The sequence below is a fragment of the Streptomyces sp. NPDC055013 genome, from assembly GCF_053608645.1.
The window spans coordinates 121,419-141,077 of sequence record NZ_JBSGVW010000009.1 but is presented as its reverse complement, the minus strand read 5'-3'; the positions used below and the strand labels follow the sequence as shown (position 1 = coordinate 141,077).

The window sequence follows — 19,659 nt, the reverse complement described above, 5'->3', positions numbered from 1 at the left end:
CCTGTGGACGGCTCTGCGACTACTCCCCACGCAGTAGTGCCCGGCACCGGCCCGCCCCGTCGTCGCAGCGCCGACTGCCGCCCCCGGTACGACGACCCGGCCCGCCCCGGCGGCGCAGGCTACTGCCCATGCCCACACCTTTCCGTCACACCGAGCCCCTCCCGCCCAAGTCGGCCACCGGCACCGTCGCCGAGGTGTACGCGCAGATCGCCCTCGACTTCGGCATCGCCGAACCCGTCACCTTCGTGGTCCTGTCCTCCGCGCCCGAACTTCTCGCCCCCGCCTGGGCGTTGATGCGCGAGTCCCTGATCGCGGGGGCCGGCAGCCGCACCGGCAAGGAACTGGCGGCCCTCGGGGTGTCGCTCGCCAACAAGTGCCCGTTCTGCGTGGACGCGCACACCGTGCTCCTGCACGCCACCGGAGACCACGCGCTCGCCGAGCGGCTGGCCCGCGGGGAGCAACCGGAGAACGAGGAGCACGCACGCGTGCTGGCCTGGGGGCGGCACACGCGCGTGCCCGGCGCCGACCTCACGCCGTACCCCTTCCCTCGCGAGCACGCCCCGGCCTACCTCGGGACCGCGCTCACCTTCCACTTCATCAACCGCATCGCGTCGGCCCTGCTGACCGAGAACCTGCTCCCGGCCGGAGCCCAGCGGTTCCGGGCGGTACGCAGCCTCGCGGGCCGCACCCTCGCCCGGACCGTACGCCGCCCGGCCCGGCCCGGCGTGTCCCTGCCCCTGCTCGACCCGATCGACCCCGGCGAGGCCCCCGCATGGGCGGCCGGTACACCCGTCGGTCTCGCGTACGCGGCGCTGCTCAGGGCGGCCATGTCGGGCGCCGGTCTCCTCGACGCCGACGACCACGACCTCGTGGAGGCGACCCTGCAGGACTGGGACGGCTCCCATCCGCCGCTCACCCTGGACGGGTTCCCGGACCGCAGGGAGCGACCGGGGGCGCGGCTGGCGCTGCTTGCCGCTCTCGCGCCGTACCGCATCACGGAGGAGGACGTGCAGGCGTGGCGCAGGCGCAGGCCGGAGCACACCGATCACTGCCTGGTGCACCTCGTCGCGTACGGCGCCTTCACGGCCGTGGACCGCATCGAAAGCTCGCTTTCCACGCAAATCGGCCGGGAAGCCAAGCAAGTGGCCCAGGGCACCCCGTAATTACGGCCGGCCGGCGACCCGGCGGTAACCACGTCAGCACGGAGCGAGTTGGCCCTTCCGCCCCACAGGGAGTCATGTGACACTGGCGTCCCGTCCGCAGTGCGGACTCCCTCCGCACCGTCCCCCACGAAATGTGCGCCGTGCGTTCTCTTCCCTTGCCGCTCGCCCTCACCGCGCGCCTGTCGCCCGTCGTCGTGCTCGCCGCGGCGGGCTGGGCGCTGTCGTCCGGACCAGCGACACCGGCCGCCGAAGACACGGCGACGCAGAAGAGCGGGGACGAGTCACCCTCGGCCCCCGCGACGGCCGCCGTGTCGAAGACGTACGCCGCCGCGCCCGCACCCTGCGACAGCCTGGGCTCGAAGTCGGTCAAGGAGCTCGTCCCGGGCGCCAAGCCGGCCGGCAAGGAGATCCCGTCGACCGACGCGAAGGTGCGGCGCACCTGCTCGTGGAACGCGCTCCAGGGCTTCGACTACCGGTGGCTGGACGTGTCCTACGAGGTCACGGAGTCCGACGAGGCGGCGGAGAAGTCCTACAAGGAGCGCGTCGCGGACAAGAGCGGCGGCGGCGAGGTCCCCGGTGTCGGCGACGCGGGGTATTCCGTCGTGAACCTCACCACCGAGGACAAGCAGCAGACCCGCGAGGGCGTGGTGCTGGTCCGCGCGGCCAACGCGCTCGTCTCCATCACCTACAGCGGCAGCGACTTCGAGTCGAACAAGGCACCGGCCACGGCCGAGATCAACAAGGGCGCGATCAAGGCTGCCAAGGAGGCGGTGGCCGCCTTGGAGGACGGCCAGAAGGGCTGACCGTCCTCCTCGGATCAGGCCTCGACGCGTTCCTTGTGGCCGGCCATCAGGACCACGTACAGCACCAGCGAGGCACCCAGGCCCACCGCCCAGCCGTAGTCGGCCAGCGGCTTGAGGAACGGAATCAGTCCGTCGGCCGGGAACGGTCCGGTCTTCGAACCGTCGGCGCCGACGCCCGAGTACGAGCCACCGACCGCCAGGACACCGCCGACCAGGAACGCCAGGATCGCGCGCCAGTTCCAGCCGGACCGGTACCAGTAGCGCCCGCCGGGCGTGTACAGGTCCGCGAGGTGCAGGACCGTACGGCGGACGATCCAGTAGTCGGCGATCAGGATGCCCGCGACCGTGCCCAGCAGGCCGCCGACCACGCCGAGCCAGGTGAAGATGTAGAACTCCGGCGTGGAGATCAGCTTCCACGGGAAGATCAGGATGCCGACGACACCGGTGATCAGCGCGCCGGTACGGAAGTTGATGAGCTTCGGCGCCAGGTTCGCCAGGTCGTACGCCGGGGAGACGACGTTGGCCGCGATGTTCACGGAGACGGTGGCGACGAGGACGACGATCAGCGCGAAGAGCAGACCGAAGGCGTTGTCGGCCTTGGCGGCGAGGGTGACCGGGTCCCAGATCGCCTCGCCGTAGACGACCTCGGAGCCGGAGGTGACGAGCACGGCGAGGATCGCGAACAGGGTCATGGTGGTGGGCAGGCCCAGTGACTGCCCCCAGGTCTGTGCCTTCTGGCTCGCGCCGAAGCGGGTGAAGTCAGGGATGTTGAGGGACAGGGTCGCCCAGAAACCGATCATCCCCATCAGGGACGGGAAGAAGACCGGCCAGAAGTCGGGGCCCCAGCCCAGCTTCGACGGCTGGTCGAGCAGCGCGCCGAACCCGTCCGCCTTGACCGCGATCCAGACCAGCAGCACGAGCGCGCCGACGATCACGAAGGGCGCGGCCCAGTTCTCGAAGTGCCGCAGGAAGTCCATGCCGCGGTAGATGATCGCGATCTGCAGCGCCCAGAAGAGGATGAAGCACAGCCACAGGGGCCATGGGTTGCCCGCGATCTTCCCGGCGTTCTCCCATCCGCCGCCGGTGAGCTTGGAGCCCAGCGCGAAGATGCCGCTGCCGCCGATCCAGGTCTGGATGCCGAACCAGCCGCAGGCCACGGCCGCCCGGATCAACGCCGGGATGTTGGCGCCCCGCAGCCCGAAGGAGGCCCGCGCCAGCACCGGGAAGGGGATGCCGTACTTGGGCCCGGCGTGCCCGGTGGCCAGCATCGGCAGCAGCACGATGACGTTGGCCAGGGCGATGGTGAAGACGGCCTGCTTCCAGTCCATGCCGAGGGCGACGAGGCCGGAGGCCAGCGTCCAGCTGGGGATGCAGTGGGCCATGGAGATCCACAGGGCCGCGAAGTTGTACGTCGTCCACTTGCGCTCGGCGACCGGGACGGGACGCAGGTCCTCGTTGGCGAACGGGCTGTTGGCGGGGAATGCCTCGGGGGCGAGCTCGATCCGTCCGCCGGCGTCGGCGGACTGCGATATCGGTGACCCCGTGGGGACTGTTTCGGTCATGGGCAGGCCAATCGATCAGAACGGGACGGGAAAGGCCGTGCGGGCGGGCCTTGGGCCCCTCCCCGGGGCGGCGGGGAGGCCTGGGCCGCGGGGAGGGAGACAAGGGTGGGGGGTCGGGTGGAGCGGTGGTGCCGCGAACTCACAGGCGCAGAACTGGAGTTGAGCACCAGGGTGGAGAAACTAGGGGTTGAGCGCGGGGATGACCGACGCACCGTACGCGTCGATCACGGCTTCCTGCGCGTCGTGCATGTCGTAGACGGCGAACTGGTCGACGCCCAGCTCACGCAGTGCGTTCAGCTTCTCGATGTGCTTCTCGACCGGGCCGATGACGCAGAACCGGTCGACGATCTCGTCGGGCACGAACGCGGTGTCGGGGTTGTCGGCGCGTCCGTGGTGGGAGTAGTCGTACCCCTCACGGGCCTTGATGTACTCGGTGAGTTCGTCGGGCACGGCGGCGGAGTGCTCGCCGTACTTGGACACCAGGTCGGCCACGTGGTTGCCGACCATTCCGCCGAACCAGCGGCACTGCTCGCGGGCGTGGGCAAGCTTCTCGGGAGAGTCGTCCTCCGTGACGTACGCCGGGGCGGCCACGCAGATCTTCACCTCGGACGGGTCACGGCCGGCCTCGACCGCGGCCTGCTTCACCGCCTTGACCATGTACTCGGTCAGATAGAGGTCGGAGAGCTGCAGGATGAACCCGTCGGCCTCCTCACCGGTCATCTTCAGGGCCTTCGGGCCGTACGCCGCCATCCAGACGGGGAGTTGGGCGCCGGGCTTGATCCACGGGAACCTGACGGCCGTGCCGCCGCCGAGGTCGGCCTCCTGGCCGCTGCCGAGCGCGCGGATGACCTTCATGGCCTCGCTGATGCGGGCCAGGGTGTTCGGCTTGCGGCCGGCGACGCGCATGGCCGAGTCGCCGCGGCCGATGCCGCAGACCGTGCGGTTGCCGAACATGTCGTTGAGGGTGGCGAACGTGGAGGCGGTGACCTCCCAGGTGCGGGTGCCCGGGTTGGTCACCATCGGGCCGACCGTCAGCTTCTGGGTGTTCGCCAGGATCTGGCTGTAGATGACGAACGGCTCCTGCCACAGCACGGCCGAGTCGAAGGTCCAGCCGTAGCTGAAGCCGCTGCGCTCTGCGCGTTTCATCAGGCTGACGACCCGCGAGGCCGGCGGGTCGGTCTGCAGGACGAGTCCGAAGTCCATGTGCTCCGCTCCTAGTTGAGGTACTGACAGGTGGAGCGGGGGGTGTAGACGCCGTGCCCGGCGTGCCCGGTGTACTCCCGCTCGGTGATGACGAGTTCGCCGCGCGAGAGGACCGTCTCGACCCGGCCGACGGTCTGCTTGCCCTCGTACGCCGAGTAGTCGACGTTCATGTGGTGGGTGACCGCGGACATGACCTGCTCCGCCTGCGGGTCGTAGATCACGACGTCGGCGTCCGCACCCGGCGCGATGGTGCCCTTCTTCGGGTACATGCCGAACATCCGGGCCGGGGTCGCGCAGGCGATCTCGATCCAGCGGCGGCGCGAGATGTGACCGTCGACGACGGCCTGATGGAGCAGGTCCATCCGGTTCTCGACGCCCGGCAGCCCGTTGGGGATCTTGGAGAAGTCGCCCCGGCCCAGCTCCTTCTGGCCGACGAAGCAGAAGGGGCAGTGGTCGGTGGAGACGACCTGGAGGTCGTTCGTCCGCAGCCCCTTCCACAGCTCGGCCTGGTGCTCCTTGGGCCGAAGCGGCGTCGAGCACACGTACTTCGAGCCCTCGAAGTCGGGCTCGGCGAGGTTGTCGGTGGACAGGAACAGGTACTGCGGGCAGGTCTCCCCGAAGACGTTCAGCCCCTCGTCGCGCGCCCGCGTCAGCTCGGCCACCGCCTCCATGGCCGAGACGTGCACGACGTACAGGGGAGCACCGGCGACCTGGGCGAGCCTGATGGCCCGGTGGGTCGCCTCGGCTTCGAGGAGCGCCTTGCGGACCTCGCCGTGATAGCGGGGATCGGTCTCGCCCCGGGCCAGCGCCTGCTCGACCAGCACGTCGATCGCGATGCCGTTCTCGGCGTGCATCATGATCAGCCCGCCGTTCTCGGCTGAGCGCTGCATGGCGCGCAGGATCTGGCCGTCGTCGGAGTAGAAGACGCCCGGGTAGGCCATGAACTGCTTGAAGGAGGTCACCCCCTCCTCCACCAGCAGGTCCATCTCCTTCAGCGTCTCCTGGTTCACATCGGAGACGATCATGTGGAAGCCGTAGTCGATCGCGCAGTTGCCCTCCGCCTTGGCGTGCCAGGTGTCGAGGCCCTCGCGCAGCGAGTGGCCCTGGCTCTGCACGGCGAAGTCGACGATGGTGGTGGTACCGCCCCAGGCGGCGGCCCGGGTGCCGGTCTCGAAGGTGTCGGAGGCGAAGGTGCCGCCGAACGGCAGCTCCATGTGGGTGTGGACGTCGACGCCGCCCGGGATGACGTACCTCCCGGTGGCGTCGATGGTCCGCTCGGCCGTCCAGGCCTCGGCGGCGGACGTTCCGGCGGCGGCGAGGGCGGCGATACGGCCGTCCTCGATCAGGACGTCGGCGTGCAGCTCGTCGGACGCGGTGATGACGAGGCCGCCGCGGATTACTGTTCGGCCGGTCATGGGTCCTCTCCCTTGTTGGTCACGTGCAGCTCGGTTGTGGCTGGTCGCGCTCGCGCGCCGGAGCCGCATATTCGATACAGCCCCACGCCCCTGGGTCGGCCGACGCTGACGGCGTCTCTAAGGGGCCGTCAGCGGGCCGTACGCCCCCGGAGCGCGGTCCCTGTAGAACTGCCAGCGGTCGCGGACCTCGCGGAGCTTGGCCAGGTCCAGGTCGCGTACGACGAGCTCGGTCTCCTTGTCGCTCGCCACCTCCCCGACGAACTGGGCCTCCGGGTCCACGAAGTACGTGGTGCCGTAGAAGTCGTTGTCGCCGAGGTCCTCCACGCCGACCCGGTTGATCGCGCCCACGAAGTACTCGTTGGCGACGGCCGCCGCCGGCTGCTCCAGCTGCCACAGATAGCGGGAGAGCCCGCGGGAGGTGGCCGAGGGGTTGAACACGATCTCGGCACCGGCGAGGCCCAGCGCTCGCCAGCCCTCCGGGAAGTGCCGGTCGTAGCAGATGTACACGCCGATCTTCCCGACGGCGGTCTCGAAGACCGGCCAGCCGCTGTTGCCCGGGCGGAAGTAGAACTTCTCCCAGAATCCCTGCACTTGGGGAATGTGGGTCTTGCGGTACTTGCCGAGGTAGGAGCCGTCCGCGTCGATCACGGCGGCGGTGTTGTAGAGGACCCCGGGCTGCTCCTCCTCGTACATCGGCAGCACGAGGACGATGCCGAGCTCCTTCGCCAGCGCCTGGAAGCGGCGGACGGTCGGGCCCTCGGGGATCTGCTCGGCGTACTCGTAGAACGCCTTGTCCTGCACCTGGCAGAAATACGGTCCGTAGAACAGCTCCTGGAAGCACAGCACTTGAGCGCCTTGCGCGGCCGCGTCGCGGGCCGCCTGCTCGTGTACCTGGATCATCGATTCCTTGTCGCCCGTCCACGCGGTCTGGAAGAGGGCGGCACGGATCACTCGGCTCATCGGGACCTCCGGTCGCTCGGTGTGCGAGAAGGCTAGGAAGTCCCCGGCGCCGGTTTGAGTTGCACGGTGTCACGTCTGGGGGCATGCGGCGTGCCACGGTGTCACCCTGTCGTGATCCCATGTTTCACCGCCGTTTTCCCAGTTGGTGGCAGGTTTCAGGCCTGTTGCGCGTCGTGCGCGAGGAGTGCGATGTGCACGGATGCGGCCTGCTCGAAGTCGTCGAGGTCGACGCCGAGCCGCGTCTGTATCGCCTCCAGGCGGCGATAGAGCGCGGGCCGCGAGACATGGTGGAGCTGGGCGGTGCGGGACTTGTTCCGGCCGGTCGCGAGATACGTCCGCAGCACGGCCAGCATGTCGTCGTCGGCCACGCACAGCAGCCCGTCCAACTCCCGCTCCGCGAACGACTGCACCTGCGGATCGTCCCGCAACAGCCGGATCAGGCCGCGCAGATGCACGTCCTTGAGGCGTACGACGGCGGGGAGGTCGAGGGCGGCGGAGGAGTCGGCGACGGCATCGGCGACGTGCTGGGCCTCGCGCAGTCCGGCGGGCACGTCGTCCCAGGCGGTACGTGCGTCGGCGGCGGCCACGACGGTCTGTTCGGCCCCGGACTCGGAGCGCACCCGGGCGGCGAAGTTGCCGACGAGTACGGCGGCGTCCTGGTCCCTGGCGAGGCTGAGCAGCACGGCGGTCGCGCCGTCGGTGAGTTCGGCGGCGATCCCGGGCAGCCCCAGCATCCGCAGCACGCGCTCCAGTCGGGCCGCCTCACCGTCGCGCACGACCAGCGGCACGAAGGTGCGCCGGTTGACCGGCAGCCCGGCGGCACGCGCGCGTGGCAGCAACTGCCGGGCCGGTACGACCCCGCTGACGAGGTCGGTGAGCAGGCTCTGCGCGGACTGCTCCTCCCAGCTGTGCGCGGAGTTGCCGCCGAGCATGCGATGCAGGACGAGGGCCTCGGCAGCGCGCTCGGCGAGCAGCCGCCCCGTGGCGGTGTCGCCGCGATGCCCGCACAGCATGATCTGGCCCCACCGCTCCCCGCGCCCGCCGAGCTCGGCGCGGATCCAGCCGTCGCCCTCGTTGCCGCCGGCCTGCCGGGCGATGCGCTCCCAGTCGCGCAGCACGTCGTCCACGGCCGACCGCTCCCCCGCCGTGGCGAGGACGCGGTGCGCGAGGTTGGTGACGACGACGGGGCAGGCGCTGTGCGACGCGACCTCGTCGAGCAGCCGTTGCAGTGGGGCGCCCGCGGTGATGAGTCCGGTGAGCGCTGTCCGTACGGCCTCCGAGAGGCTGACCGCGGCGAACTTCCGCCGCACGAGCCGGGACTGGACCTCCTCGGTGAGCTCGGCGAAGGGGAACGGCCGGTGCAGGACCACCATGGGCAGCCCGCACCGCTCGGCGGCCCGGCGCATCACGTCCGGCGGTGCGGGGAACGCCCGGCCGAGGCCCAGCACGACGGCCGCGGCCTCGGCCCGGTGCAGGGAGCGGATGTACTCGGCCTGCTTGTCCTCGTCCCCGGCGAGCAGCACCCCGGTCGTGAGGACCATCTCGCCGCCGCTGAGCATCACCCCGACGTCCGGCGCCTCGGCGACATGCACCCAGCGCACCGGCCGGTCCAGCTGACCGGCGCCGGCCACCACCTCGGGCTCCCCGGCGAGGACCCGCTCCAGGGTGAGGACCTGCCGGACCGACAGGGCGGGTTCCAGGGGTTCCGAAGGCTCCAAGGGCTCCCAAAGCTCCGAGGTGATGGTCATGGCGGCGTTCCCTTGCTTCAGGTACTCACAGATGTTCAGCCGGTTCCTGCTAGATGCTCCTCAGCGCGTTCTCGAGGATCGCGGCGCCTTCCTCGGCCTCCGCGACGGTGAGGGACAGGGGCGGGGCGACGCGCAGGGACGTGGTGTTGTGTCCGCCGCCCTTGCCGATGAGGAGGCCGCCCTCACGGGCGGCTTCCAGCACCGCCGACGCGGCGGCCGGGTCGGCCTCGTCGGTGCCGGGCCGGGTGAGTTCGATGCCCAGCATCAGGCCCCGGCCGCGCACCTCCCGGACGTGGGGCACGTGCGCCGCGACGGCCCGCAGCCGTTCGAGGAGCAGTCCGCCGACGCGCCGGGCGTTGCCCTGGAGGTCGTGTTCCACCAGGTACGACAGGTTGGCGAGGCCGGCCGCCATGGTGATCTGGGTGCCGCCGAAGGTGGAGATGCTGTTGGAGTCCAGGCAGTTCATGATGTCGGCGCGGGCGACGACACCGCCGATGGACATGCCGTTGCCGATGCCCTTGGCGAAGGTCAGCATGTCCGGCGGGCCGGAGCGGCCGTGCGCCTGCCAGCCCCAGAAGTGGTCCCCGGTCCGGCCCCAGCCGGTCTGCACCTCGTCGGCGATCCACAGGATCTCGCGCTCGGCGAGCACCTCGCGGAAGGCGGCGTACAGCCCGTCGGGCCCGGAGGTGAAACCGCCGACACCCTGGATGGGCTCGGCGATCAGGGCCGCGGGCGGGCGGGTGTGGCCGAGGATGTCGTTCAGGTCGTCGACGCAGGCGGCGATGAAGTCCTCGTCGCCGAGTGCGGCGTACGGGCCACGCGTGCGCACCCCGCCGTGGACGTAGAGCGTCTGCAGCGGCGACAGCGAGGTCGGGGACCAGCCGCGGTTGCCGGTGATGCCGACGGCGCTGAAGGAGCGGCCGTGGTAGCTGTTGCGCATCGCGAGGATCGTGTTGCTGCGCCGGTAGGTCGTCGCGAGCAGCAGAGCGGTGTCGTTGGCCTCGGTGCCGGAGGTGGTGAAGAAGACACGGGCGTCCGGGATGCCGCTCAACCGGGCGATGCGTTCGGCGAGTTCGACCATCGGCCGGTTGAGGTACAGGGTCGAGGAGTGGATGATCCGCCCGGCCTGTTCGCTGACCGCCTTCGTCACCTCGGGCAGCGCGTGCGCGGTCATCGTCGTCAGGATGCCGCCGAAGAAGTCGAGGTACCGGTTGCCGGCCGCGTCCCACACGTGGCGGCCCTCGCCGTGGGTGATCTCCAGCGGCTCCTCGTAGTACAGGGCGAGCCAGTCCGGCATGACGGCGCGGTGGCGTCCCAGCAGGTCCTTGGTCACGGCTGCACCAGCCCTTCGTAGGCGTCGGGGCGGCGGTCACGGTAGAAGGCCCACTGCTGCCGCACCTCCTCGATGAGGTCGAAGTCGAGGTCGCGGACGATCAGTTCCTCCTCCTCGTCGCTCGCGGTCTCCCCGACGAACTGGCCGCGCGGGTCCACGAAGTACGACGTCCCGTAGAAGTCGTTGTCGCCGTACTCCTCGACGCCGACCCGGTTGATCGCGGCGATGAAGTACTCGTTGGCGACGGCCGCGGCGGGCTGTTCGAGGCGCCAGAGGTAGGAGGAGAGACCGCGGTGGGTGGCCGACGGGTTGTAGACCAACTGGGCTCCGTTGAGCCCGAGTTGCCGCCAGCCCTCCGGGAAGTGGCGGTCGTAGCAGATGTAGACACCCACCTTGCCCACCGCCGTGTCGAAGACGGGCCAGCCGATGTTGCCGGGCTTGAAGTAGTACTTCTCCCAGAAGCCTTTGACCTGCGGGATGTGGTGCTTGCGGTACTTGCCGAGGAAGGTGCCGTCGGCGTCGATCACCGCGGCGGTGTTGTAGTAGAAGCCGGACTGCTCGACCTCGAAGACGGGGACGACGACCACCATGCCCGTCTCGCGGGCGAGCTCCTGCATACGCCGCACGGTCGGCCCGTCGGGGACCGGCTCGGCCCAGGAGTAGTGCTCCGGATCCTGGACCTGGCAGAAGTAGGGAGCGTTGAAGACTTCCTGGAAGCCGATGATCCTGGCGCCCTGCCGGGCCGCCTCACGGGCGTGCTCCTCGTGTTTCGCCACCATGGACTCGGTGTCGCCGGTCCAGGTGGCCTGAACCAGAGCGGCGCGTACGACGTTGGCCATGAGCTGCTCCTTCGACGGGACGTCAGAGCCTCTACGCCCGTAGAGGGGGGCCGTAGAGGCTCGAAAGTAAGCCCCTGGAACAGCCTTGCCAAGACCATCGTCGTTAACCCGCTGAGTCGATCACGTTTCACACTCCTGTGGGTGATGGATGGGGCCGGTGGGGTGGGTGTGACGGGAGTGGCGCCAGGTTCGGTGCCGGGGCGTCATGCCGTGAAGCCGGCCACGCGCAGGGCGTGGACGAGGTCCCACCGGCACTCGTCCGAGACGCCCTGGGCGGCTGCCACCAGCAGCGGGACCAGCGTCTTCGGGGCGGGGGCGGCGCTGCGGGCGGCCTCCTCGGGGGTGCGGACGCGGACGTACGCGTCCAGCAGGGCACGGACCTCACGGTGCCGCCCCGCGCCGGCCAGCCCCACGACGGCCTGCCCGATCTCGTCCGCGGGCCGCACCACGCCCTGGCGCAGGATCTGCTCCCCGTCGTCGGCACGGCCCGCCGCGGTCAGTGCGTCGGCCGCGGCCACGAGCCGCTCCGCGGGCAGCGAGGCGGCCTCCCACAGCAGGGACGCCCAGTCGGCTCCGAGCCCGGCGCGCTGCATCTCGGCGGCCAGCAGTGGGATGCGGCGGGCGGGCCAGTACGCGGCCTCGACGAGCAGCGCATGCGCCTCACCACTACGCCCCGCGCCGCGCATCCGCAGCAGCGTCGCCACGACACCGACGACCTCCCGCAGCTCCTCGGTGTCGGTCGGCTCGGCGTGCGACCGCGGGTCCGGGGGCGCGGGCGCTTCTTCGCCGGCACCGGCGAATCGGGCTCCGCGCGGGGTGCGGCGGGTGCTGACGGGCTGCGCGGGAAGGCTGGGCAGGTCGGTCGGCGGTACGGCCACGGGGGCGGCCGCCTCCTCCACGATCCCGGCGAAGCGGGCGCCGCCTCGGCGGCGTTTGCGCGGCGCCGGTCGCTCGTCGGGCCGACCGGTTTCGCGGACGGTGGCGTTCCCCTGTTGCTCGGCCGGGCGCGCCGCGTCGGCCACCGGCTGGGCCGCCGATCGGGCGGAGGAAGCCTCTCCGCGACCTCCGCCCCAGGTTTCCGGCGACGCAGACGCCCTCCCGCGCTGCGTAGGGTCGACGGCCGCGGGCCCTTCGTCGCCGAAGCCCTCGCCGCCGGTGCCGCCACCCGCATGGAGGTCGCGTCCGGGCCCGCTTTCCCGGCGGTGACCCCCGACGCCCTCATGTCCGAACGGGCCGCTTCCGGGCCCGCCCTCACTGGACCCGCCGCCTCCGGACCGACCCCGCTCCCGGCCGTGGCCCCCGGGTCGGTCGCCTCCGGCTCCGGCGTCCCCGAACGCCTCCTCCCCGAACCGCGGGCGCCCGACGCGGGCGTCACCGAACCCGCCGCCCCCCTCGTCCTCGAACCCGTCGGCCTGGAAGAACCCCTCCTCCCCCGACCGCTCCCGCCGTATCGCCTGCCCCTGTGCGCCGGCCGCCCGGTGATCCAAACCGGCCATCCGCAATCGGAGTTCGGCGCATCGGGCGGTGGCACGTTCGTGGTCGTCGCGGGCCCAGGCGAGGTCGAGGCGGATGGTGGCGGCGTCCTGGGGGTCGGTGGCCGAGGCCAGCAACCGGTTCAGTTCCGCCTGCCGTTCCGCGGCGTAGCGCTGTTCGCGGAGCATGACGTCGAGGCGGTCCCCGAGGGCGTCACGGCCGCCGGGCCGGGCGTCGTACGTGGCGAGGGCGCCGGCATGCAGGGCGCGGGCGCGTTCGGTCTCGGGAACGGCACCGCCGGGGCCGTACTGGCCGGCGAGGTCGTGCAGGAGTGACTCCACGACGTCCCAGGGCGGCACTTCGCGTCCGTCGAGGCAGGCATGCATGCCCTCCGGGTCGCGCTGCCAGAACACCCCGCACCAGCCGCCGCCCTGATCCAGGCGCGCCACAAGGCCGTCCAGGTAGTTCACGAACTCCCGCATCCGAGCCGGGAGTTGATCCACTGACATCGCCCAACTCCCGCCAGACCGGAGCACTCCGGTCCGTTAGGCAACACCAGTGATGTTACGAACGTGCTACGGGGAGTTTTCCGTCCGAACGCAGAGTACGCCGTGGCTGCCGGAGCGTGACGTGCGCACCCTCTCGCGGTGAGGCCAACAGCGCGTTCAGGCGGCCACTTCGGTAACCGGTGCACAGCGTCCGACCAGGTCGTCCATCGACAGGCCGAGGGCATCCGCCACCGCCGCCACCGTGAAGAAGGCCGGCGTGGGCGCCCGCCCGGTCTCGATCTTGCGGAGCGTCTCCGCGGAGATACCGGCGCTCGCCGCGACATCCGTCATGCTGCGGCCGCCGCGAGCCTCACGCAGCAGCCGGCCGAGCCGCTCGCCGCGTTCACGCTCTTCGGGGGTGAGAGGGGTGCGCACCATGACACCATTCTAATACCGGTATAGTAATTGGCATGGTGGAGCTGAAGACGAACGAGTCGATCGATGCGATGTACGAGGCGGGGCAGGTCGTGGGCCAGGCCCTCACCGCCGTACGCAAGGCCGCCGACGTGGGGGTTTCCCTGCTGGAGCTGGACGAGGTGGCGCGGGAGGTGCTGCGCGACGCGGGGGCGACGTCACCCTTCCTCGGCTACCGCCCCTCCTTCGCCCCCGTCCCCTTCCCCGCGGTCATCTGCGCCTCGGTGAACGACGCGATCGTGCACGGCATCCCGACCGGCTACCGCCTGCGCGACGGCGACCTGGTCTCCATCGACTGCGGCGCCGAACTGGGCGGCTGGGCGGGCGACTCGGCGATCAGCTTCACGGTCGGCCGGGCGCGCCCGGCGGACGTACGCCTGATCGAGACCGCGGAACGGGCGTTGGCGGCGGGCATCGAAGCGGCCGTCGTCGGCAACCGTATCGGCGACATCGCCCACGCGATCGGCTCGGTGTGCCGGGCGGCCGGATACGGCATCCCGGACGGCTTCGGCGGGCACGGGATCGGCCGCAAGATGCACGAGGACCCTTCGGTACCGAACGAGGGCCCTCTCGGCCGCGGCATGCCGCTGCGGCACGGCCTGGTCCTCGCCATCGAGCCGATGCTCATCGCGGGCGGCACGGACGACTACCACGCGGCCCCGGACGGCTGGACCCTGTCCACGAACGACGGTTCCCGCGCGGCCCACGCGGAGCACACGGTGGCGATCACGGAGGCGGGACCACGGATCCTGACGGCGCGCTGAGGCGGCGCTCCCGGCGCCCTCGCCGCCGTTTCCCTGAAGGTGCCCGCGGCCACCGTTCGTGCGAAGGTGTTCTACGAACGCGGTCAGGTGTAACCGGCTTGCGCCCGGGTTACCCGACTCCGGCACGTCGATGAGCGAGGGCGACCCTGCCCGCGCAGGGACGCCGGATGGGAACGCCATGACCAGCGGTTTCAATGGTGGTCCGGAAGACTACGACCCCTTCGGGGAATTCCTCGCCCGCTTCTTCGGCGGCCCGCGCCCCGGCCCCCGGCAGATCGACATCGGCCGCCTGCTCAGTCAGCCGGCCCGGGAGCTGGTGCAGGGCGCCGCGCAGTACGCCGCCGAGCACGGCAGCCGCGACCTGGACACCCAGCACCTGCTGCGCGCCGCCCTGTCCGCCGAGCCGACCCGGAGCCTGCTCACCCGGGCCGGCGCGGACCCCGACTCGCTGGCGACGGAGATCGACGAGCGGTCGGGCCCGGTCCAGCACCCGCCGGGCGAGGTCCCGCCGCCGACGTCGCTGTCCCTCACCCCGGCCGCCAAGCGTGCCCTGCTCGACGCGCACGACCTGGCCCGGGCGCGGGGCACCGGCTACATCGGCCCGGAGCACGTGCTCAGCGCCCTCGCCGCGAACCCCGACTCCGCCGCAGGCCACATCCTGAACGCGGCCCGCTTCGCCCCCTCCGGCCCCGGCATGCCGCCCGAGGGCTCGGACACCTCCCAGTCCCGGCCCCGCGTCGACCACCGACCGCGCGTCGACTCCGGTACGCCCACCCTCGACAAGTACGGCCGCGACCTCACCGACCTCGCCCGCCGGGGCCGTATCGACCCGGTGATCGGCCGGGACGAGGAGATCGAGCAGACCGTCGAGGTGCTCTCCCGGCGCGGCAAGAACAACCCGGTGCTGATCGGCGACGCGGGCGTCGGCAAGACCGCGATCGTGGAGGGCCTGGCCCAGCGGATCGCGGACGGTGACGTGCCCGACATCCTCGGCGGCCGCCGGGTGGTCGCGCTGGACCTGACGGGCGTGGTCGCCGGCACCCGCTACCGGGGCGACTTCGAGGAGCGGCTCAACAACATCGTGGGCGAGATCCGCTCGCACTCCGACCAACTGATCGTCTTCATCGACGAGTTGCACACCGTCGTGGGCGCCGGAGGCGGCGGCGAGGGCGGCTCCATGGACGCCGGGAACATCCTCAAGCCGGCACTGGCCCGCGGCGAGTTGCACATCGTGGGCGCGACCACGCTGGAGGAGTACCGCAGGATCGAGAAGGACGCGGCCCTCTCCCGTCGCTTCCAGCCGATCCTCGTCCCCGAGCCGACCACGGCCGACGCGATCGAGATCCTGCGCGGCCTGCGCGACCGCTACGAGGCCCACCACCAGGTCCGCTACAGCGACGAGGCGCTCGTCGCCGCCGTGGAACTGTCCGACCGCTATCTCACCGACCGCCGTCTGCCGGACAAGGCGATCGACCTGATCGACCAGGCGGGCGCCCGGGTCCGGCTGCGGGCGCGGACCAAGGGCACGGACGTACGGACCATGGAGCGCGAGGTCGAGCAGCTGTACCGGGACAAGGATCAGGCCGTCGCGGACGAACAGTACGAGCAGGCCACGCAGCTGCGCGACCGTATCGTCGAGTTGAAGCAGCGCATCGCGGAGGCAGCCGACAACGAGGAGGTCGACGAGGGGCAGCACCTGGAGGTCACCGCCGAGGCCATCGCGGAGGTCGTGTCCCGGCAGACCGGCATCCCGGTGAGCAGCCTCACCGAGGAGGAGAAGGACCGGCTGCTCGGCCTGGAGGACCACCTGCACGAGCGGGTGGTCGGCCAGAACGACGCGGTGCGCGTGGTCTCCGAAGCGGTGCTGCGCTCCCGGGCCGGTCTCGCCAGCCCGGACCGGCCGATCGGCAGCTTCCTCTTCCTCGGCCCGACCGGCGTCGGCAAGACCGAACTGGCCCGCGCCCTCGCCGAGGCGCTGTTCGGCAGCGAGGAGCGGATGGTCCGCCTGGACATGAGCGAGTACCAGGAACGGCACACCGTCAGCCGCCTGGTCGGCGCCCCGCCCGGATACGTCGGCCACGAGGAGGCCGGGCAGCTCACCGAGGTGGTGCGCCGGCACCCGTACTCGCTGCTCCTGCTCGACGAGGTCGAGAAGGCCCACCCGGACGTCTTCAACATCCTGCTGCAGGTCCTGGACGACGGCCGGCTGACCGACTCCCAGGGCCGCACGGTGGACTTCACCAACACGGTCATCGTGATGACCAGCAACCTGGGTTCGGAGGCGATCGGCCGCGGCGGCACCGGGATCGGGTTCGGCGCGGGGGACGAGGAAGCGGACGAGGAGGCGCGCAGCGAGCGGGTCCTGCGGCCGCTGCGCGAGCATTTCCGGCCCGAGTTCCTCAACCGCATCGACGAGGTCGTCGTCTTCCGCCGGCTGACCCCGGAGCAGTTGGAGCGGATCACCAACCTGCTGCTGGACAAGACCCGTCGCCTGCTGCACGCCCAGGGCGTCTCGGTCGACTTCACCGGCGCGGCCGTCGACTGGCTCTCCGAGCGCGGCTACCAGCCCGAGTACGGCGCCCGCCCGCTGCGCCGCACGATCCAGCGGGAGGTCGACAACCAGCTCTCCCGGCTGCTCCTGGACGGCCGGATCGGCGAGGGCGGCCGGGTGACGGTGGACGTGGCGGACGGACAGCTCACCTTCCGTGCGGAAGAGCTGCCGCCCGCCCCCGAGTTGTGACGCCCCCGGACGCTACGACGCCGGCCGCACCACCATCGCCGAGCCGCCGCCCCGCCGTACCGTCTCGGCGGCGGCCAGCCACTTCCCGTTCGGCAGCCGCTGCACACCGGTGGTGGCCCCGATCTCGGGGTTGGGCCTGAAGGAGTGCCCGATGGCCTCCAGCCGGGCCTTCGTCTCGCTGTCGAGCCCGGGTTCCAGCTCGGTCTGGGCCGCGTTGCGCTGGCTGGCGCGGGGCGCGGCGATCGCGTCGACCAGCGGCAGTCCGCGGTCGACGAAGCCGGTCAGGGTCTGCAGCACGGTCGTGATGATGGTCGCGCCACCGGGCGAACCGAGCGCCACGACGGGCTTGTCGTGCCGGTCGAGGACGATGGTCGGGGACATCGAGGAGCGCGGCCGCTTGCCCGGACCCGGCAGGTTCGGGTCGTGCACGGCCGGGTTGGCGGGGGTGAAGGAGAAGTCCGTCAGCTCGTTGTTGAGGATGAAGCCACGGCCCGGGACCGTGATGCCGCTGCCGCCGGTCTGCTCGATGGTGAGCGTGTAGGAGACGACGTTGCCCCACTTGTCGGCCACCGTGAGGTGGGTGGTGCTGTCGCCCTCGTAGGTGGTCGGGGCCGCCGTGCCACCGGCCTCGCAGGCCGCCGGGTTGCGCGGGTCGCCCGGCGCGACCGGGCTGGTCAGCACCGCGTCGTCCTTGATCAGGCACTCCCGCGAGTCGGCGTACCGCTGCGACAGCAGGTCCTTCGTCGGTACGTCCTCGAAGGCCGGGTCGCCGACCCAGCGTCCGCGATCGGCGAAGGCGATCCGGCTGGCCTCGATGTAGCGGTGCAGGTACTGGGCCTTGCTCGCCTTCGACAGGTCCGTGTTCTCCAGGATGTTCAGCGCCTCGCCGACCGTCGTGCCGCCGGAGGAGGAGGGCGCCATGGAGTAGACGCCGAGTCCGCGGTACGAGGTCCTGGTGGGCGCCTGCGACTTGGTGCGGTAGCCGGCCAGGTCCTTGGCGGTGAGGTCGCCGGGGCGGGCCTTCCAGCCGGAGCCCGGGTCCACGGGCGGGTGGTTGACCGTGTCGACGATGTCCTCGGCGAGGTCGCCCCGGTAGAGCGCGCCGACGCCCTTCTTCGCCAACTCCGCGTAGGTGCGGGCGAGATCGGGGTTCTTGAAGGTGGAGCCGACGACCGGGAGGGCACCGTTCGGCAGGAACAGCTCGGCGGTGTCCGGGAAGTACCGGAACCGGGTCTCGTTCGCGGCGGTCTGCGAACGGAAGGTGTCGTCGACGGTGAAGCCGTCCCGGGCCAGCCGCTCGGCGGGCTTCAGCACGGTGCCGAGCCGTTTGCTCCCCCACTTGTCGAGCGCCTGCTGCCAGGTGGCGGGCGTGCCCGGGGTGCCGACGCTCAGGCCGCTGCTGACGGCCTCGGCGAAGGGGACGGCCTTGCCGTTCTCCACGAACAGGTCGGAGTCCGCGCTCAGCGGCGCGGTCTCGCGGCCGTCGATGGTCCGCACCGTACGGGACTTGGCGTCGTAGTAGACGAAGTAGCCGCCCCCGCCGACCCCGGCGGAGTAGGGCTCGGTGACGCCGAGCGCGGCGGCCGTGGCCACGGCGGCGTCGACGGCGTTGCCGCCCTTGCGCAGGACCTCGATGCCGGCCGCGGAGGCGTCCGCGTCGACGCTCGACACGGCGCCGCCGTGGCCGACCGCAACGGGGACCTTCTCGGGGCCGCTCTGCGCGGCGGGGGGCGCCGCGGCTCCCACCGACACCATGGCGGCCGAGACCGCCAGGACCGACAGTTTCCGCGCGACAGGGCGACGCATCCGCACCTCCAGGCAGGGGCTGTTGGCGCAGCCTAATCGATCGCCATGCCCCCGTCAGGAGCGCGTGACCCCCGTGTGTCGAACAACGGTTTGCGTTGGCCCGCTACCATGCGCGCCCATGAATGACGACGTGCGCAACATCGTTCTGGGCGTGGTCGCGGCGGCCATCAGTGCCGCCCTCGGCTGGCTTGCCCGTACGTACCTGTGGAAGCGGAAGCTGCGCCGCAAGCAGGCGTTTTTCGGGCTGCCCGACAATGCCGAGTCCCTGCTGGTGGTGAACCGCGGGGCCGGCGGACCCGAGCTCACGGTGATGCGTTACGACGTGTTCGCGCTGCTCGAACTCGCGGCGCTGATCAAGGACTGCAGCGCCCACGCCCAGATCATCCCGCACGACGCGGCACGCCAGGGCTTCGGGGAGCGCACCGAGTTCTGCGTCGGCGGCCCGGCGTCGAACCGGCGTATGACGGCACACCTGGCCTCCCTGCTGCCCGGGGTGCGGGTGAACGTCGACGCCGAGCCCGGCCCGGACCGGGGCGCCCTTCAGATCGGCTCCGAGCGCTACCGGGTGGAGGTGGGCAAGGAGGAGTACGCGCTCCTCGCCCGGCTGACCGTCGGCGAGAGCCAGGGCCCCCGTCCCGTGTTCCTCTTCTGCGGGCAGACCGCGATCACCAACCAGGCCGCCACCCGCTATCTCGCCCGCAACCATGAGCGGTTGACCCGCAAGCACGGCACCGGCTCCTTCGTCCTGCTGCTGAAGGTGGTCAACTCGCAGGCGTACGGCCCGGATGTCGTGGAGCTGGTCGCGGATGTCACGCGGGCGGCGCAGGCGCCGTTGCCGACACCCGCCCCCGCGCGAAATAGCCATCGATCCTCCTGAGGTCCAACACA

Annotated in this window: 15 protein-coding genes; 5 read left to right on the top strand and 10 right to left on the bottom strand. The window is 71.3% G+C overall.

Annotated features, from left to right (window positions below; translation table 11 throughout):
- Nucleotides 1–128: 128 nt before the first annotated feature.
- Entirely contained in the window at nucleotides 129–1,163 is a 1,035-nt protein-coding gene (locus tag ACWGDB_RS14340; protein WP_453822711.1) for a carboxymuconolactone decarboxylase family protein, read from the top strand.
- A gap of 140 nt (nucleotides 1,164–1,303) precedes the next feature.
- The gene (locus ACWGDB_RS14335) at nucleotides 1,304–1,966 is read left to right on the top strand and encodes a hypothetical protein (protein WP_453822710.1); all 663 of its coding nucleotides are present in this window, start codon (nucleotides 1,304–1,306) and stop codon (nucleotides 1,964–1,966) included.
- Between the two features lie 14 nt (nucleotides 1,967–1,980).
- Here ACWGDB_RS14335 and ACWGDB_RS14330 read toward each other — a convergent pair whose 3' ends face one another.
- The 9 genes from ACWGDB_RS14330 to ACWGDB_RS14290 form a co-directional block, all read right to left on the bottom strand.
- Nucleotides 1,981–3,528 carry an NCS1 family nucleobase:cation symporter-1 gene (locus ACWGDB_RS14330; protein WP_453822709.1) on the bottom strand — a complete coding sequence of 516 codons (1,548 nt, stop codon included), beginning with the start codon at nucleotides 3,526–3,528 and terminating at the stop codon, nucleotides 1,981–1,983.
- 180 nt (nucleotides 3,529–3,708) lie between these two features.
- Nucleotides 3,709–4,731 carry a TIGR03842 family LLM class F420-dependent oxidoreductase gene (locus ACWGDB_RS14325; RefSeq protein ID WP_453822708.1) on the bottom strand — a complete coding sequence of 341 codons (1,023 nt, stop codon included), beginning with the start codon at nucleotides 4,729–4,731 and terminating at the stop codon, nucleotides 3,709–3,711.
- 11 nt (nucleotides 4,732–4,742) lie between these two features.
- Nucleotides 4,743–6,146, bottom strand: a complete 1,404-nt coding sequence (gene hydA / locus ACWGDB_RS14320; protein ID WP_453822707.1) for a dihydropyrimidinase — start codon at nucleotides 6,144–6,146, stop codon at nucleotides 4,743–4,745.
- Between the two features lie 117 nt (nucleotides 6,147–6,263).
- Nucleotides 6,264–7,106 (bottom strand): nitrilase-related carbon-nitrogen hydrolase, encoded by an 843-nt coding sequence (locus ACWGDB_RS14315; RefSeq protein WP_062716579.1) that lies wholly within the window; start codon nucleotides 7,104–7,106, stop codon nucleotides 6,264–6,266.
- 155 nt (nucleotides 7,107–7,261) lie between these two features.
- Nucleotides 7,262–8,854, bottom strand: a complete 1,593-nt coding sequence (locus ACWGDB_RS14310) for a PucR family transcriptional regulator (RefSeq protein ID WP_453822706.1) — start codon at nucleotides 8,852–8,854, stop codon at nucleotides 7,262–7,264.
- A gap of 49 nt (nucleotides 8,855–8,903) precedes the next feature.
- Nucleotides 8,904–10,187, bottom strand: coding sequence for an aspartate aminotransferase family protein (locus ACWGDB_RS14305; protein ID WP_453822705.1), 1,284 nt, complete (start codon nucleotides 10,185–10,187; stop codon nucleotides 8,904–8,906).
- The gene (locus tag ACWGDB_RS14300; protein ID WP_453822704.1) at nucleotides 10,184–11,026 is read right to left on the bottom strand and encodes a nitrilase-related carbon-nitrogen hydrolase; all 843 of its coding nucleotides are present in this window, start codon (nucleotides 11,024–11,026) and stop codon (nucleotides 10,184–10,186) included. The genes ACWGDB_RS14305 and ACWGDB_RS14300 overlap by 4 nt, the downstream gene beginning before the upstream one ends.
- Before the next feature lie 203 nt (nucleotides 11,027–11,229).
- Complete coding sequence (locus ACWGDB_RS14295; protein WP_453822703.1) at nucleotides 11,230–13,008, bottom strand: hypothetical protein; 1,779 nt, start codon at nucleotides 13,006–13,008, stop codon at nucleotides 11,230–11,232.
- A 156-nt stretch (nucleotides 13,009–13,164) separates the two neighbouring features.
- Nucleotides 13,165–13,425 carry a helix-turn-helix domain-containing protein gene (locus ACWGDB_RS14290; RefSeq protein WP_453822702.1) on the bottom strand — a complete coding sequence of 87 codons (261 nt, stop codon included), beginning with the start codon at nucleotides 13,423–13,425 and terminating at the stop codon, nucleotides 13,165–13,167.
- A gap of 32 nt (nucleotides 13,426–13,457) precedes the next feature.
- On the opposite strand from ACWGDB_RS14290, the gene map reads away from it, so the two are divergent.
- Nucleotides 13,458–14,225, top strand: a complete 768-nt coding sequence (map, locus tag ACWGDB_RS14285; protein ID WP_453822701.1) for a type I methionyl aminopeptidase — start codon at nucleotides 13,458–13,460, stop codon at nucleotides 14,223–14,225.
- Nucleotides 14,226–14,403: 178 nt separating this feature from the next.
- Nucleotides 14,404–16,965: an ATP-dependent Clp protease ATP-binding subunit gene (locus ACWGDB_RS14280; RefSeq protein ID WP_453822700.1), complete on the top strand. Its 2,562-nt coding sequence runs from the start codon at nucleotides 14,404–14,406 to the stop codon at nucleotides 16,963–16,965.
- Between the two features lie 12 nt (nucleotides 16,966–16,977).
- Here the strand turns inward: ACWGDB_RS14280 and ggt are convergent, their stop codons facing one another.
- Nucleotides 16,978–18,771, bottom strand: coding sequence for a gamma-glutamyltransferase (ggt, locus tag ACWGDB_RS14275; protein ID WP_453822698.1), 1,794 nt, complete (start codon nucleotides 18,769–18,771; stop codon nucleotides 16,978–16,980).
- A gap of 118 nt (nucleotides 18,772–18,889) precedes the next feature.
- On the opposite strand from ggt, the gene ACWGDB_RS14270 reads away from it, so the two are divergent.
- Complete coding sequence (locus tag ACWGDB_RS14270; RefSeq protein WP_453822697.1) at nucleotides 18,890–19,648, top strand: hypothetical protein; 759 nt, start codon at nucleotides 18,890–18,892, stop codon at nucleotides 19,646–19,648.
- Nucleotides 19,649–19,659: the final 11 nt, after the last annotated feature.